Annotated in this window: 10 protein-coding genes; 3 read left to right on the forward strand and 7 right to left on the reverse strand. The window is 73.0% G+C overall.

The genetic code is table 11. The features are described from left to right. Window positions 1-76: 76 nt before the first annotated feature. On the forward strand, window positions 77-1,252 hold the full coding sequence (locus tag ABZT18_RS01440; protein ID WP_354993332.1) for a peptidase C39 family protein: 1,176 nt from the start codon (window positions 77-79) through the stop codon (window positions 1,250-1,252). Here the strand turns inward: ABZT18_RS01440 and ABZT18_RS01445 are convergent, their stop codons facing one another. Continuing rightward, window positions 1,253-2,539 carry a PQQ-binding-like beta-propeller repeat protein gene (locus ABZT18_RS01445; RefSeq protein ID WP_354993331.1) on the reverse strand — a complete coding sequence of 429 codons (1,287 nt, stop codon included), beginning with the start codon at window positions 2,537-2,539 and terminating at the stop codon, window positions 1,253-1,255. After that, complete coding sequence (locus ABZT18_RS01450; RefSeq protein ID WP_354993330.1) at window positions 2,536-3,810, reverse strand: PQQ-binding-like beta-propeller repeat protein; 1,275 nt, start codon at window positions 3,808-3,810, stop codon at window positions 2,536-2,538. Before ABZT18_RS01450 ends, ABZT18_RS01445 begins: the two co-directional genes overlap by 4 nt. Before the next feature lie 121 nt (window positions 3,811-3,931). Here ABZT18_RS01450 and ABZT18_RS01455 point away from each other — a divergent pair, with 121 nt between their 5' ends. Beyond that, the gene (locus ABZT18_RS01455) at window positions 3,932-5,827 is read left to right on the forward strand and encodes a hypothetical protein (RefSeq protein WP_354993599.1); all 1,896 of its coding nucleotides are present in this window, start codon (window positions 3,932-3,934) and stop codon (window positions 5,825-5,827) included. Between the two features lie 12 nt (window positions 5,828-5,839). Here the strand turns inward: ABZT18_RS01455 and ABZT18_RS01460 are convergent, their stop codons facing one another. Continuing rightward, window positions 5,840-7,807 carry a hypothetical protein gene (locus tag ABZT18_RS01460; RefSeq protein ID WP_354993329.1) on the reverse strand — a complete coding sequence of 656 codons (1,968 nt, stop codon included), beginning with the start codon at window positions 7,805-7,807 and terminating at the stop codon, window positions 5,840-5,842. A gap of 195 nt (window positions 7,808-8,002) precedes the next feature. On the opposite strand from ABZT18_RS01460, the gene ABZT18_RS01465 reads away from it, so the two are divergent. Continuing rightward, entirely contained in the window at window positions 8,003-9,157 is a 1,155-nt protein-coding gene (locus tag ABZT18_RS01465; protein WP_354993598.1) for a hypothetical protein, read from the forward strand. 69 nt (window positions 9,158-9,226) lie between these two features. Here the strand turns inward: ABZT18_RS01465 and dxs are convergent, their stop codons facing one another. The 4 genes from dxs to ABZT18_RS01485 form a co-directional block, all read right to left on the reverse strand. Next, complete coding sequence (dxs, locus tag ABZT18_RS01470; RefSeq protein WP_354993328.1) at window positions 9,227-11,176, reverse strand: 1-deoxy-D-xylulose-5-phosphate synthase; 1,950 nt, start codon at window positions 11,174-11,176, stop codon at window positions 9,227-9,229. 127 nt (window positions 11,177-11,303) lie between these two features. Next, the gene (locus ABZT18_RS01475; RefSeq protein ID WP_354993327.1) at window positions 11,304-12,476 is read right to left on the reverse strand and encodes an anhydro-N-acetylmuramic acid kinase; all 1,173 of its coding nucleotides are present in this window, start codon (window positions 12,474-12,476) and stop codon (window positions 11,304-11,306) included. Further along, a complete protein-coding gene (locus tag ABZT18_RS01480) occupies window positions 12,473-13,741 on the reverse strand; it encodes a TRAM domain-containing protein (protein WP_354993326.1) in 1,269 nt (422 codons plus the stop codon). Before ABZT18_RS01480 ends, ABZT18_RS01475 begins: the two co-directional genes overlap by 4 nt. Further along, complete coding sequence (locus ABZT18_RS01485; RefSeq protein ID WP_354993325.1) at window positions 13,734-15,818, reverse strand: APC family permease; 2,085 nt, start codon at window positions 15,816-15,818, stop codon at window positions 13,734-13,736. The genes ABZT18_RS01480 and ABZT18_RS01485 overlap by 8 nt, the downstream gene beginning before the upstream one ends. Window positions 15,819-15,937 lie beyond the last annotated feature (119 nt).

Below are 15,937 nucleotides of genomic sequence, written 5' to 3' on the forward strand. Positions count from 1 at the left end.
CGCGCCGGTCGGCGTTGCGGACCATCGCGGCGTACGCGATGCTGTCCGGCGGCACCGAGCGACGGGCGGACCTGGCATGACCATCGCGGCACCATCCACCCGGCGGGACATCGCCTACCGGGGTTTCCACCTGCCGGACGACCTGACGGCCGGCAGCGGTGACGGTCTGCTGGCCACCCATCGAGGGCTGGCCCTCGACGGCGCCGACCAGCGCGGCAGCTGGACGTCTCCGCCGGTGCGGGTCGGCTTTACGGTCGCCGAGGTGGTGCCGTCCTGGACCGCCGACACCCCGGACGGCTGCTGGATCGAGGTCGAACTGCGCGGCTGGCACGGCGACGCGCCCAGCACCGACTGGTACCGGCTGGCCCGCTGGGCGGCCGACGACCGCGCGGTGCGACGCACCTCGGTGCCCGGGCAGCGCGACGACGATGCCCGGGTCGACACCGACACCCTGATCGTGACCGGGGCGACGGTCACCGGTTGGCAGGCGCGGGTGACCTTGTGCCGGCCGATCGGCAGCCCGACCGGCCCGGAGCTGCGCAGCATCGGCGCGGTCGCCACCGGCCCCGCTCCGACCGGCCCGACTGGTTCGACCGATCCGACCGACGAACCGGGGTACGACGCGGACGAGGCCGCTGCCCGTGGGCGGGTGCTGGACGTGCCCCGCTACGCGCAGCGGCTGCACGCCGGCCAGTACCCGCAGTGGGGTGGCGGCGGTGACTCCTGGTGCAGCCCCACCTGCACCTCGATGGTGCTCGCCTACTGGGGTGCCGAGCCGGCGCCGGAGCGCTACGCCTGGGTGGAGCCGTCCGGACCGCGTCCGGTGGTGGTGCACGCCGCCCGGCACTGCTACGACCACGCGTACGCCGGGGCCGGCAACTGGCCGTTCAACACCGCGTACGCCGGCCTGCACGGGGTGGACGCCTTTGTCACGAGGCTGCGGTCACTGGCCGAGGCGGAGGCGTTCATCGCCGCCGGCATCCCCCTGATCGTCTCCGCCGCGTTCCGGGCCGACGAGGTGCCCGGGCTCGCCTATGACACCGGGGGCCACCTGATGGTGCTGGTCGGCTTCACCACCGATGGCGACCCGGTGCTCAACGACCCGTACGCCCCGGACGACGACACGGTCCGCCGTACCGTGCCCCGGCAGCGGTTCGAGGCGGTCTGGCAGCGTGGCAGCGGCGGCGTGGCGTACGTGCTGCGGCCCCCGTCGGTGCCGCTGCCGCCGCCGCCCGCCCAGGCGAACTGGTAGTCAGTCGGGCAACTTCCAGATCCGGTACGCGCCGGCCGGGGGGGCACCGCACACCAGGTGGCCGGTGATCGCCTGACAGTCGCCGGTGGCCTCGGGCAGCACGTCCAGGACGCGCACCTTCCCGGCGCGGACGTCCACCTCGCCGACAAGGACCCCTCCGTCGGGATGCCGACGGGTGCCGACCAGCCGGCCGCCGGCACTGAGTTGGTACAGGTCCCACCGGCCCAGGTCGGCCAGCTCCCGGCCGGTCAGGGGATCGAGCACGACGAAGTGCTCCGGCCCGTCCGCGCTGCCCAACACGTTGACGATCAGCCGACCGTCGTACGGCCAGGCCCACCCCCACCGGGTGTTGCGCCAGCGAAGCTCGCCGGTCGCGGCGTCGACCGCCTGCAGTTCGTTCTGACCGGCGCGCATACACAGGACGGGGCCACAGTCCAGCGCGAAGTCCACGATGACGCCGGCGCGGGCCCAGCGTCGGTCGAGCTGGTCCAGCCCGTACGCGGTGACCGTGCCCGCGCCTCTGTCGATGGCCAGCAACAGGTCTGTCGTCAGGTCCAGTCCGATCGGACCACCGTCGGGCGGGCGCAGGTCGGCGCGGACCAGCAGCCCGCCGGTGGTCGCGTCGCGGACCTCGACAGGCCCGTCCACCTGGTTGAGCACCACCCGGTCCACCCCGTGCCCGGTGTCTCGAATGCTGACCTCGGCGACGGTGGCGGGCAGCTGCCAGCGCACGGTGCCGCAGCAGGGGTCTACCGCGCGCAGACTGGACGGCTCGGTCTCGCCGCCGGTACGCAGCAGCACGTTGCCGTCGGCCAGCTTGTAGGCGCTACCCGGCTGCTGCCACCGGTACGCCCCGGTCGCCCGGTCCAGCGCGACGGTGAGCGTCTCCCGACGCTCCGGGCCGATCTCGTACCCGGTGGCCAGCAGCATCCCGGCCAGCAGAGTCACTCCCCAGTACTGGGCCTCCGCCGACAGCGGCGCCTGCCATACCGGCTCGCCGCCGGGCAGCCGGTACGCGGCCAGTCGCCCCTGCCTCGTCGAGATGTTGGTCGGCTCGACGACCAGGAAGAGATCACCGTCGACCATGACGTCAGCCCCGGGCCGGGCCGGCAGCGTCACCACGACCCGCGGGGGCGGCGGGCCGGCGGCTGCGGCGAGGGTGGCGAGCACGAGCAGCAGGACCAGCGCGCAGCGCAGTTGGCGGCCGTTGGCGCGGGGTGGGCGGGGCAGCGGGTCCGGCTCCGGCCCGTGCCGCAGCTCGCCAAGGTCGATCAGCGGGCCGGTCACCGCGGCAACCGCCACAGCGCGGTTGAGCCGTCGATACGCCGGCAGAGCAGGGTCGGCAGGGACGCCTGGCAGCTGCCGGCGACGCCCGGCAGCACGTCGATGATCCGTGCCCGGCCGGCCACCAGGTCCAGCTCGGCGACGACGAGCCGGCCGTCGTCCCCCAGCCGCACCCCGACCAGCGGGTCGGCGGACCGGAGCGTCGGGATCAGGTTCCACTGGCCAAGTTCGGCCCGCACCTGCCCGGTCGCCGCATCCCGCACCGCGTACCGCTCCTCGGGCCCCACCATCAGAAGCCGGCCGTGCCGGACGTCGGCCAGCAGTTCCCCACTCACGTCCGACCAGCGCCCCGCACCGGTGGCGGGATCGAGGACCTGGAGGCCGCCGGTCTGCTGCACCACGCAGAGCAGGCCGCCACAGCCGACCACATAGGACACCAGCGGCACCTCGGCCGTCCATCGCGGCTCCAACCCGGCCAGCCCATAGCTCACCAGTCGGGTACTGCCGGGCGGGGCGAGCAGTAGGAGGTCGTCGACGACCTGCACCCGCTGGAACGCCGATCGCTCGCCCGGCAGCGTGTCGACGCTGCGCAGCATCCGGCCGGTGCCGGCGTCGTACACCTGCACCTCGCCCGTCGGCTGGACGAGCACGAACCGATCTATCAGGCCGTCGGTCACGTGGTAGGAGGCGTTGGCGGGCGGTGGGAGTGCCACCGTCCAGAGCATCCGGCCGGTGTCGGGCTCGACCCGGATCATCGCGACCGGCCCTTCCTCTCGGACGTCTGTCAGCAGCAGGCCGCCGTCGGCACTCGGTTGGGGAGCCCCCGGGTGCTGCCAGCGCTGCTGGCCCGTCTCGGCGTCGAAGGCGGTGGTCTGGAACACCCCGTTCGCGGCGTTGACCCCCGTCGCCAGCACCAGTCCCCGCTCGACCCGGACGTCGAGGTAGTCACCGTCGCGGGCCAGCGGCGCCTGCCACCGCCGCCGCACACCGGCGCCACGCGACGGCTGGGCGTACGCGGTCAGGAACCGGTCCTCGTTGGGTGTCGACGGGTCGACCACGAAGACGCCGTCCGCGGCGAGGTACACCGAGGCGCCCCGCGCTGCCGGCACCACGCTCACCGCCCGTTCCGGCAGCGGTGTCGCGCCGGCCAGCACCACCAGGGCGAGCAGCAGCACCGCCGCGCTGCGCAGCGGGCGGCCGGCGGCGCGCGGCCGACGGACCGGAGGCACCGTCGTCGGCTCGTCGCGGACCTCGCCCAGCTCGATGATCGACAAAGACCGTCCTTCCGTCACCGAGTACGGCTGGCTGACGCGTCGACGTCCGGCAAACCGACCGTGGGCGCACCGGCCCGGCAAAAGCGACGCACCCCCGCCTGTACGATGGCGCGTCGTGGCCGTGCCGGTGGTAAACCCTTCGCTGAATCCCGTGATCGACGCCGACCCGGTCGAGGTCGAGCCGACACGGCGGCCTCGACGCCGCCCGGCCCGAGCCGACCTGTTGGCCCTCGGAGCCTATGTGGTGCTCGGCATCTTCGTCTGCCTCAACTACTGGGGTGACGTCACCGGCCGGGTCTCCTCGCACCTGCCCACCGACCACAGTTGGTTCGAGTGGCTGTTCGCGCACGGCGCGTACTCGGTGCGGCACCTGGAGAACCCGCTGTTCACGGCCCAGCAGAACGCCCCGGACGGGGTGAACATGATGGCCAACACCTCACTGCTCGGGGTGACTCTGCCGCTTGCCCCGCTGACCATGCTGCTCGGCCCTCAGGTGATGTACGCGCTCTACCTGGGTGGGGCGTTGGCGGCCACCGCCGGCACCGGGTACTGGATGCTCTCCCGCCACCTGGTGCGCTCCCGGGCGGCGGCCTTCGTCGGCGGCGCGTTCCTCGGTTTCGCGCCGGGAATCATCCACCACGCCAACGGCCAGCCCAACTTCGTGTCCAACTTCCTGCTGCCGCTGATCGTGGTGCGGGTGCTGCGCCTGGGCGAGCCGGGCCGCTGGCGGCGCAACGGGCTGGTGCTCGGGGCGCTGGTGACGTACCAGATCTTCATCAACGAGGAGATGCTGCTGCTCACCGCGCTGGCCTGCCTGGTCATCGTGCTGGCGTACGCCGTGCAGCGGCCGGCGGCCACGCGGGCCGTCGCCGGCACGTTCCTGGCCGGGCTCGGCGTCGCCGGCGGGCTGGCCCTGCTGCTCGCGGCGTACCCGATCTGGTTCCAGTTCAACGGCCCACAGTCCTACCGGGGCCTGCAGGGCGGCGTCTTCCACAACTGGGGTGAGGACCTGGTCGCCTTCGTCACCTTCGCCCGGGACACCTGGGCCGGTGACCCGGAGGTGGAGAAGACGATCGGGCTGACCGAGCAGAACACCTGGTTCGGCTGGCCGCTGGTGCTGCTCTCGCTGGTAGCTCTGGTGCTGCTCGTGCGCCGGTCGCTGGCCACGCGAATCGTCGCGGTGCTCATCGTGGTGTTCAGCGTGGCCGCGATCGGGCCGTGGGTGCGCTTCAACGGCGTGGAGACCGGTGTGCGCGGTCCGTGGTCGTACGTGTCGGACGACCTGCCGCTGGTCGAGATGATGATGCCGACCCGGTTGACGCTGGTGGTCGCCGCCGCGGTGGGCGTACTCCTGGCGCTGACCTGGGACGCCGCTTACCGCCAGGGGCGCCCGGTGGCCCACCGGCCCCGGGTGCCGGCCCAGCGGACCGGCGAACCGGCCCCGGCGGCGTCCGACGAGCCGGCCACGCCCGCGCCGGTCGCGGCGCGCCGACGGTGGCTGCGCCCGGTGGGGTACGCGGCGGTCGCCCTCGCCGTGCTGCCGCTCTTCCCCCGGCCGCTGCCCGCCCAGCAGATGGACCCGCCGCCGCACTTCATCACCGCCGGCGGTTGGCGGCCGTACGTGCCAGCGGGCCGGACCCTGGTGCCGGTGCCGATCCCGAGCAACGTGCACGGCCTGCCGACGCTGCGCTGGAGCGCGCTGACCGAGCAGGAGTTCCCCGTCCCGGGCGGCTACTTCATCGGCCCGAACGAGCTGGGCGAGGGCGTGTTCGGCGCGCCGAACCGGCCCACCAGCAGCCTCATCTACTCCACGATGGACCGTGACGCGGTCCCGGTGCTCACCGACGAGAACCGCCGCCAGGCCGTCGAGGATCTGCGCTTCTGGCGGGCGTCGGTGGTGGTCCTCGGGGCGCACCCGCGCGAGGCGGTGCTGCGCGAGCTGGTCACCGGCCTGATCGGGCCGCCGCAGCGGGTCGACGACGTCTGGGTCTGGGACGTCCGCGACCTGGTGGGTTAGCCGCCGCCTGGGTCAGCCGGCCAGACCCCGGACGTCCCAGACCCAGACATCCAGCTCCTGACGCCCCGGGCCGACCAACTCCTCGACCGTACGCCGCAGCGGCTCCGCGTTGTGCTGCCGCACCGGCAGCACCAGGATGGCCGCCTGCCAGTGCCGCAGCTCGTCGGTGAATCGACGGCGCTGCCGGTCGTCGAGCTTGGGCGTACGACCGGTGGCCGCCACCTCCTCCAGCGCCTGGCCCACCCCGCTGGGTCGGCCGCCGAACCGGCCCGGGTCACCGGTGTTGCCGTTCCGGGGTGCGAGGAAGTAACCGCCGGGGATCTTGAAGTCGAGGTTGGTGGCCGCCGCCCAGCGCATGCCGTGCGTGTTACCCATGCTGGGCACCGGGATCGGCACCAGCGTCTGGTCCGGCCCGACGTACGCCCGCCAGCGGTCGGCGGTGATGAAGTCCGGCACGGGCGGCCGGGAGACCACCCGCAGCGGCATCGGAGCGATCGGCAGCAGCGCGAACACCAGGCCTGCGGCGGTGAGCATCCGTACGGTGCGCTGGTCGGCCGGGCGCAGCGCCCAGGCCCGCTCGACGGCGAGCGCGAGCAGCAGACCGATCACCACGCTGGTGATCAGACCGAACCGGGTCGGCACCACCGCGTCCAGCAGCGGCAGGTGGACCAACCACTGCCAGGGCCCGCTGACCAGCTCCCGGTCCCACCAGGAGACCCGCTCTCCGAGGGAGAGCACGGCGAAGAACAGGCCGGTCGCCGCGAGCGCTCGAACGATCAACTCCCGGCGCAGCCAGACCACGATGCCGATGGCGAGCAGCGACAGGCTCCAGCCGAAGAAGGCGTTCTCCTCGGAGTAGTTCGGCGCCAGGTTGATGTTGGCTCGCTGGTTGCCGCCCAGGGTGGGCGAGCCGGGGGCGAAGAAGGCGGCGATGTCGTTGCCGTAGTCCCGCACCGCATCGCTGAGCCCGTGGTAGGCCATCGGCCCGGCGAACTGCACGTACAGGGGGTACGCCAGCAGTGCCCCGGCCAGCAGCGCGCAGGTCACCACGCCGGCGCCCAGGGGCCGCCACGCCGCCCGCCAGCGGACCGGCTCCTGGGCCAGCACGGCCAGCAGGAAGACCCCGCAGGCCAGCGCCGTGAAGAGCAGAATCTCCTCGTTGATGAACGCCTGCGCCACGACCAGCAGAGCGAGCAGCGCCCCGTCACGGACCGGCCGGCGGGAGCGGGTGAGGACCAGCACCCGCCAGACGATGAAGGGCAGCAGGAACTGGCTGATGATGTTCGGATGCCAACTGGCGTGCGAGAGCATCGCGGGCGAGAACCCGCAGAACCAACCGCCGACCGCCGCCGCGAGCGGGGTACGCACCAGGTGGCGGGAGAGCATGAGGTACCAGGCCATGGCGGTGCCGGCGAGACCGAGCGTCACCAGCAGGACGAAGGAGACCGCCGGCCCGAAGAGCAGCGTCACCGGGACCATCGGGATGCCCAGCGCCAGCACGGCCGTGTTGGCCATCAGGTTGACGCCGTCCGGGTAGTTGAACTGCTCGGTGTAGAACGGGTACTCGCCGTGCAGCACCACGCGTACCGAGTGGGCGAGGAAGAACTGCACCTGGGCCGGGTCCCCGGTGTAGAGCGAGGCCACCCGGCCGGACGGGTCCAGCCAGATCCGGCTGGTCACCCAGAGCGCGGCGAGCAGGAACAGCCCGCCCACCGCGAGGTGCTGCCGCCGCCGAGTCCACCGACGCCACCACGCCACCGGCGGTACGGTCACCGCGTCCTCGGGCGGGGCGTCCTCGGCTGGAGCGGCGAGTGTGGAGCCGGTGGCACCGCGGGCCTCGACCGGAGCGGTGGATGTGCTGGTCAGCGCGGCGGGGCCGGCGAAGAGGCCGACCGGAGTGCGATAGCTCACCATCTCGTCGGAGCCGGCTGCCGCCTCCGAATGCGGCGCGGGCAGGGCGCGGGACTCGGCAGGCGTCACAGTCGGCGGAGTCTACCGGAGCAACCAAAACGCACTAAAGCCCCGGTGGTGTCCAATGTGGTGGGTCCGGCGACGGCCACCTGAGGCCCCGCATCGGACATCTCGTACTATGGCGCTTTCCGACAGCGATGGCGAGGCGATCGGGGGGCGGGCCAGGTGACTCCAGGCCGTCGGTACGGCAGGGCGCTTCCCGTCCTGCTGAGCGCGCTGCTGGCCACCACGGCCTGTGGTCCGGTGGCCGACCGTAAGCCGCAGGACCTGCGAGTCGGGTACGACAGCCTGGATGGCGCGCTGACAGTGTGGCCGCCCCGAGGCGACCTCTCGGGGGACGCCACGGCGACGAGAGCGGTCACCGAGTCGGTCCGTGCCTGGCGGTCGCCGGCCGACGACCGCGCGCACCTGCCGTCGTCCGGCATCCTCTTCTCCGGTCGGGTCGACGGCGCCCCGGTGGCCCTCGTGGCCGCCGACGTGCCGGGCGAGAGCGCCTCCTGGCTGCTGCAACTCACCCGCGACGGCGACCGGTACGCCGTGACCCGCGCGACCGAGTACACCGACCCGGGTTACCTCGTCTACTCCGACGTGCTGCCGGTGCAGACCGCCGGCGGCCGGCGCTACCTGGTCTCCGCCCGGGTGCAGGCCCTGGTGGGGCCACAGGATCGGACGTTGACCGTCGCTGACGGCCTCAGCGCGCCGGTCGACGTGCCGTCCTGCACGGCTGTCGCCGTGACCGCGACCCTGCGAACCACCGAGTCACTGCCCCGCGGGCGGGCCGCCGACCGGCTGCTCGACCTGGGCACCGGCACCGTCGATCCGCGCTACCCGCTGGTCCGCGACGAGTCCGGCACGGGACGGCGGGCTCTCACCGGCCTGGACACCTGTGTGCTGGCCGGCGACCGAGGCCCGTTCGGCAGCATTCCGCGCCGGATCGGCGACCGGGATGCGCCGCGCTCGGTGCCGACGTCCTGGCCGATGGCGAAGCTCACCGTTCGGTCGCTCGGTGAGGTCGCCCTCGGCGGTGGCGAGGCAGCCGAGTTGCAGCAGCTCAGCTGGGACACGGACGCCGGCGCGATGACGGCGGTGGTCTACCGACCGGCCGACGGGAGCGCGCCGGTCGTCTCGCCCGCCGACCGGGCCACCCCGTTGCAGGCGTACCAACTGCCGGTGCCCGGTCAGCCGCTGGTGGTGCTCAGCTGGCGCCCCACTCGGGACAGCTCCCTGTCCGTTCCGCCGGGAACTCCCCTGCTGGTCGAACACCCCGGTCTGGTGGTCATCCCCAGCCCGCCCCGCACCCAGACCTACAGCCTCGCCAACACCGACAAGACCCACTACCGCTCAGTGAAACCCAACTGACCCGCCAGAGGGCGTGACGCGACGGCGGGCGGTCCCCGGAGGGGCCGCCCGCCGTTGTCGTGTTGTGGGTCAGTTCTGCGCGGAGGCGTTACTGGCGGGCGTCAGGCGGTCCGGGGCGGCGTCCAGCCCGGAGATCCAGCCGGTGACGTTGCGGGCCACGTCCTGGGCGGTCAGACCCAGGTCCGAGAGGATCTGGGCGCGGGTGCCGTGCGGGTGCCAGTCGGCTGGCACGCCCAGGTCCTTGAGCGGCACCCGGACGTCGGCGTCCCGCATCGCCTGGGCGAGCGCGTCGCCCACCCCGCCGACCCGGACGCCGTCCTCGACGCTGACCACGAGCCGGTGGCTGGCGGCCAGCTCGACCAGCTCGGCCGGGACCGGGCGCACCCAGCGGGGGTCGACGACGGTGACCCCGTAGCCCTGCTCGGCGACCCGGGCGGCCACCTCCATGCCCAGTTGGCCGAAGGAGCCGACGGCAACGAGCAGCACGTCGGTACGCGCCGACTCGGCCAGCACGTCGACCGGGCCGACCCGGCGCAGCGCCGGAAGGTCCGCGGCGACCGCGCCGGTCGGGAAACGCACCACGGTCGGGCCGTTGTCGACGGCCATCGCCTCGCGCAGCTCCTCCCGCAGCGTGGCGGCGTCGCGGGGAGCGGCGATCCGTAGCCCGGGCACCACCCCGAAGACCGACATGTCCCAGATGCCGTAGTGGCTGGGGCCGTCCGGGCCGGTGATGCCCGCCCGGTCCAACACGAAGGTCACCGGCAGCTTGTGCATCGCCACGTCCAGCAGGACCTGGTCGAAGGCGCGGTTGAGGAAGGTGGCGTAGACGGCGACCACCGGGTGCAGGCCGCCGAGCGCCAACCCGGCCGCCGAGGTGGCGGCGTGCTGCTCGGCGATGCCCACGTCGTACACCCGCTCGGGGTACTTGCGGGCCAGCTTGGCGATGCCGGTCGGCTCGGCCATCGCGGCCGTGATGCCCACCACGTCCGGGCGCTCGTCGGCGATCGCGACCAGCTCGTCGGCGAAGACGTGCGTCCACTTCACCGACGGGGCGGCCAGCAGCGCACCGGTCTCGACGTCGAAGGCGCTGCCGGGGCCGTGCAGGCAGTCCGCCTCGTCCTCCTCGGCGGGGCGGTAGCCGTAGCCCTTGCGGGTGACCGCGTGCACGATCACCGGGCCGCCGAAGTTCTTCGCCGAGCGCAGCGCCGACTCGACCGCCGCCACGTCGTGCCCGTCCACCGGGCCGACGTACTTGATGCCGAGGTCCTCGAACATGGCCTGCGGGGCGACCGCGTCCTTGATGCCCTTCTTGACCGCGTGCAGCACCTCGTACATCGGCTTGCCGACCAGCGGAGTGGAGCCGAGGGCGTCCTTGACCGTGTCGAGGACCTTCTCGTAGCCCGGGTTGAGCCGCAGCGACGAGAGGTGGTCGGCCAGGCCGCCGATCGTCGGCGAGTAGGACCGGCCGTTGTCGTTGACCACGATCACCAGGGAGTTTCCGGCGGTCGCGATGTTGTTCAGCGCCTCCCAGCACATGCCGCCGGTGAGCGCGCCGTCGCCGACCACGGCCACGACGCTGCGCGCCTCGCCCCGCAGGGCGTACGCCTTGGCCAGGCCATCGGCGTAGGAGAGCGCGGTGGAGGCGTGCGAGTTCTCGATGAGGTCGTGCTCGCTCTCCGCCTGGCTGGGGTAGCCGGAGAGGCCACCGCGCTGGCGGAGCTTGTCGAAGCCGGACTGGCGCCCGGTGAGGATCTTGTGCACGTACGACTGGTGGCCGGTGTCGAACAGGAGCCGGTCACGGGGGGAGTCGAAGACGCGGTGCATGGCCAGCGTCAGCTCGACCACACCGAGGTTGGGCCCGACGTGCCCGCCGGTGCGGGAGACCTTGGCGATCAGGAAGTCCCGGATCTCGGCGGCGAGGACGTCCAGTTCCTCGACCGACATCCGCTTGACGTCCTGCGGGCTACGCACCGTCCCCAGCAGCCGGCCGTGGTTGGCCGTGTCCTCTTCAACACTCATGACCAGAGAGTCTATCGGCCGTGCGGTACTCCGCAGCCCGGCCCGAGCCCGGCTCCCCCGCGGCCGACGGCTGAGCGCCTGGTCAGACCGCGGTCGGCCCAGCGCGGGCGACCTGCCGCGTGCCTGGTCAGGGCCGGATGCGCAGCCGGAGCGGCGGGTCGGTCGGGATGCCGGGGTACGCCGGCCCGGCCGGTGTCCACGAGCCGAGCACAGCGCCCCGGGTGGCGCCGGTCACCGACGGGATCGACCCGGGCAGTCCGTGCCAGGACAGCCAGCCGAGCAGCGCGAAGGCGTACGCCTCCTTGGCCTGCGCGGGGACGCCCAACTCGTCGCTGCCGCGCAGCCGCCACCGGCCGGCACCGAGCGCGGCGAGCCGACCCAGCAGGGTGGGGTTGCGCACACCACCACCGGCGGCGACCACCTCGACCACGCCGTGCCGATCGCACTCGGCGGCAACCACCCGCGCGGTCAGCTGGGTCAGCGTGGCCAGCAGGTCGTCCACCGGCACCTGCGCACCGAGCGCGGCAAGGTGCCGGTCCAGGTAGCCGGCGTGGAACAGCTCCTTGCCTGTGGACTTGGGTGGCGCTGCCGCGTAGTACGGCTCGGCCAGCAGCGCGGCGAGCAGCCCGGGGTGCACCCGGCCGGCCGCCGCCCGCTCACCGTCGAGGTCACACGGCCGGCCCAGGAAGCGTTGGGCCGCCGCGTCCAGCAGGGCGTTGGCCGGGCCCACGTCGTACCCGAGCACCGGGGCCCCCGGCGCGACCACGGTGAGGTTGGCGATGCCGCCAAGGTTCAGCGCCGCGCGCGGCCCGGCGGCACCGTCGAGCAGCAACGCGTCGAAGGCCGGCACCAGCGGCGCGCCCTGCCCGCCGACGGCGATGTCCGCCGAACGCAGGTCACTGAGCACCGGTACGCCGACCCGGGCGGCCACCCGGGCCGCCGCGCCCAGTTGCAGGGTGCCCAGGGCCACCCCGTCGGCGACCCAGTGAAAGACCGTCTGACCCGGAGAGACCACCGCGTCGGCGCGCCCACCGGCCAGCTCCAGGCCGACCACCGCCGCCTCGGCGAAGACCTCGCCCAGACGGTTGTCGAGCCGGCAGACGGCCTCGATGGTGGTGGCCGCCGGGGGCAGCAGCGCGGCGATCTCGGCCCGCAGCCGCTCGTCGTAGTCCAGGCCACGATGCCCCAATGGCCGCAGCCACAGGGTGTCGCCCTCGACGCTGAACTCCGCCGCGACGACGTCCACCCCGTCGTACGACGTCCCCGACATCAGCCCGACGACCGTCAGCGGGTCACTCATGCCGGCGGGAGCAGCAGCCCGACCTGCTCGACGTGCTGCGTCATCGGGAACAGGTCGAAGCCACGCAGCGCGGTCAGCCGCCAGCCGAGTTCGGCGAAGGTGCGCACGTCCCGGGCGAAGGCAGCCGGGTCGCAGGCCACGTACGCGATCGCCCGTGGGCCGGCGGCGACCAGCGCGCGGACCACCGGGGCGCCCGCCCCGGCGCGCGGCGGGTCGAGCACCACCACGTCGACCGGGCCGGTGATCCGTCGGCGGGCCAGCGCGGTCTCCACCCGGGCCGACACCACCTCGACCCGGGGCAGGTCGGCCAGGTTCTCCCGGGCTGCGGCGACACCCTGCGCCGCGGCCTCCACGAGGGTCACCCGGCCGGTCGCACCGACCCGGGCGGCCAGCCCGGCGGCGAACAGCCCGGCACCGCCGTAGAGGTCCCAGGCGACCTCGCCCGGCTGGGGATCGAGCAGCTCCAGCACCGCCGTGGACAGGGTGTCCGCGGCGGCCGGGTGCACCTGCCAGAACGCGGACACGGGCAGCGTCCAGTCCCGTCCGGCGGCCACCTCGCGGACCTCGGTCGGCCCACTCACCGGGGTGGGCGTGCCGTCGCGGACCTCCGTGACGGTCACGTCCCCGCCGGTGCTGGCGATGGTCTCCACCGCCTCGGCGGCCGGCCAGCGCACGCCGGTAGGGATGAGCACCGGCAGTTGCTGGATGGCCGGGTGGGCGATCAGGCAGCGGTCGATCGGCACCACCTCGTGCGAGCGGTGCTTGAGCAGGCCGGCCCGGTCCGCGGCGTCCACCGCGTAGCGGACCCGGGAGCGCCAGCCCAGCAGCCCGCCGGGCAGCGCCTCGACCCGGACGCCGAGCCGGTCCAGCTCGACGTCGGTCAGCCCGCCGAGACGGACCAGTTGTTCGCGCACCACGGCGGTCTTCCAGGCCAGCTGCGCGTCCGGGGCGACGTGCTGCAGGTCGCAGCCACCGCAGGCGCCTGGCTTCGCGTACGGGCAGGGCGGCTCGACCCGGTCGGGTGAGGGTTCCAGCACGGTCACCGCGTCGGCCCGGACGAACCCCGGGTGCACCTCGGTGACCTCGGCGATGACCCGTTCACCGGGCAGCGCGTGCCGGACGAAGACCACCTGCCCGTCCACCCGGGCCACGCAGTGCCCGCCAGGGGCGACCGCGTCGACGGTCAGCTCGACCCGTTCCGCCTCGACCAGGCCACGCTCCGACGCCGGAGGTGTCGTGGTCTGCTGCCCGCCCCGCTCAGTCACGGCCGTCTCCGCTCGTTCCGCTGTCCGCCGGGCCACCCTCGCCGGGCGGTGCGGAGACCACCGGCGGGGCGGCGACCAGCGGCGCCACCGTACGCCGCGGCCCCCGGGCCGGGGTCCGGGACAGCGTGGCGTCCAGCCGGTCCAGATTCTTGTTCGCTGTCGAGGCGAGCTGCCACGGCACGCTGACCACCATCACCCCCGGTTCGAAGAGCAGCCGGCCCTTGAGGCGCAGCGCGCTCTGGTTGTGTAGCAGGTTCTCCCACCAGCGGCCGACCACGTACTCCGGGATGAAGACGGTCACCACGTCCCGGGGTGACTTGCGGCGGGTGGAGGCGACGAAGTCCAGGATCGGCCGGGTGATCTCCCGGTACGGCGAGTCGACGACGGTGAGCGGGATGGCCATCTCCCGCCGCTCCCAGTCGGCCTGCAGGTCCCGGGTGTCCTTGTCGTCCACGTTGACGGTCACGGCGGTCAGCGTGTCCGGCCGGGTGGCCCGGGCGTACGCGATGGCCCGCAGCGTCGGCTGGTGCAGCTTGCTGACCAGCACGATCGCGTGGTTGCGGGCGGGCAGCACGGCGCGACCCTCGTCCGGCGGGGTCAACTCCAGGGCGACCCGGTCGTAGTGCCGACGGATGGCCAACATCAACAGGTAGATCACCGCCATCGCGGCGATCGCGATCCAGGCGCCGAGCAGGAACTTGGTGATCAGCACGATCACCAGCACCGTGCCGGTCAGGCCCATGCCGAACGTGTTGATGGCTCGGGACCGGTGCATCCGCCGGCGCGCCTCCGGATCCCGCTCGGTCCGCAGGTGCCGGTTCCAGTGCCGGATCATGCCTGCCTGGGAGACGGTGAACGAGACGAAGACCCCGACGATGTAGAGCTGGATGAGCCGGGTCACCTCGGCCTGGAAGCCGACGATCAGCACGATCGCGAAGAGCGCGAGGAAGACGATGCCGTTGGAGAACGCCAACCGGTCGCCCCGGGTGTGGAACTGCCGGGGCAGGTAGCGGTCCTGCGCGAGGATCGAGCCGAGCACCGGGAAGCCGTTGAACGCGGTGTTCGCGGCCAGGAACAGGATCAGGGCCGTCACCCCGGCCACCACGTAGAGCAGGATCGATCCGGAGCCGAAGACGGTCTCGCCGAGCTGGGTGGTGACGGTCTTCTGCACGTACCCCTCGGGGCCGGAGAGGATCTGGAGGCCCGGGTCCTCGACGAACTGCAAGTGGGTCAGCCGCGCCAGCCAGATGATCCCGACCAGCATGCTCACCGAGATGGTGCCGAGCAGCAGCAGGGTGGTGGCGGCGTTGCGGCTCTTCGGCGCCTTGAACGCCGGCACCCCGTTGGAGATCGCCTCGACTCCGGTGAGCGCGGCGGCTCCCGAGCTGAACGTCCGCAGCAGCAGGAAGACCAGCGCGAAACCGGTCACGCTGTGCTCGGCCTGGATCACCAGATCGGCGCTTGGCGCGCGGAGTTCGTCACCCAGTACGAAGACCCGGACCAGCCCGGTGAGCAGCATCGCGCCCATCACGATCACGAAGCCGTAGGTGGGGATGGCGAACGCGGTGCCCGACTCGCGCAGGCCGCGCAGGTTCACCGCGCTCAGCAGCACCACCGCCGCCACCGCGATCATGACCTTGTGGGTGGCCACGAACGGCACCACCGAGCCGAGGTTGGCCACCCCGGAGGAGACCGACACCGCCACCGTGAGCACGTAGTCGACCAGCAGGGCACTGGCCACGCCGACGCCGAACTTCGGGCCCAGGTTGACCGTGGCCACCTCGTAGTCCCCGCCCCCGGAGGGGTAGGCGTGCACGTTCTGCCGGTAGCTGGCGACCACGGTCAGCATGACCACGACCACCGCCAGGGCGATCCACGGCGAGAAGACGTACGCGGAGGCTCCGGCGATGGAGAGGGTCAGCAGGATCTCGTCGGGCGCGTACGCGACGCTGGACAACGCGTCGGAGGCGAACACGGGTAGCGCGATGCGCTTCGGCAGGAGGGTGTGCTGGAGCCGGTCGGACCGGAACGGTCGACCGAGGAGAAGCCGCTTCAGCAGCGAGGTGGGACTGGCCACGAACGCCAAGAGTACGACCACCACGGCGGGAGCGCGGGGGTGGGCGATCCCCGCTGTCCGGCAGGACGGGGTACGGTCGGTCCCCGCTTCCCACCGGGACGTGGCAGGCTCGCACTCGG

The organism is Micromonospora sp. NPDC005291 (assembly GCF_040607415.1).
Taxonomy (GTDB): Bacteria; Actinomycetota; Actinomycetes; order Mycobacteriales; family Micromonosporaceae; genus Micromonospora.

What these genes read in the sequence shown, in the direction of transcription:
- ABZT18_RS01440 (WP_354993332.1), top strand. Translation starts at nt 77, where the DNA reads ATGACCATCGCGGCACCATCCACCCGGCGGGACATCGCCTACCGGGGT.
- dxs (WP_354993328.1), bottom strand. Translation starts at nt 11,176, where the DNA reads ATGAGTGTTGAAGAGGACACGGCCAACCACGGCCGGCTGCTGGGGACG.
- ABZT18_RS01475 (WP_354993327.1), bottom strand. Translation starts at nt 12,476, where the DNA reads ATGAGTGACCCGCTGACGGTCGTCGGGCTGATGTCGGGGACGTCGTAC.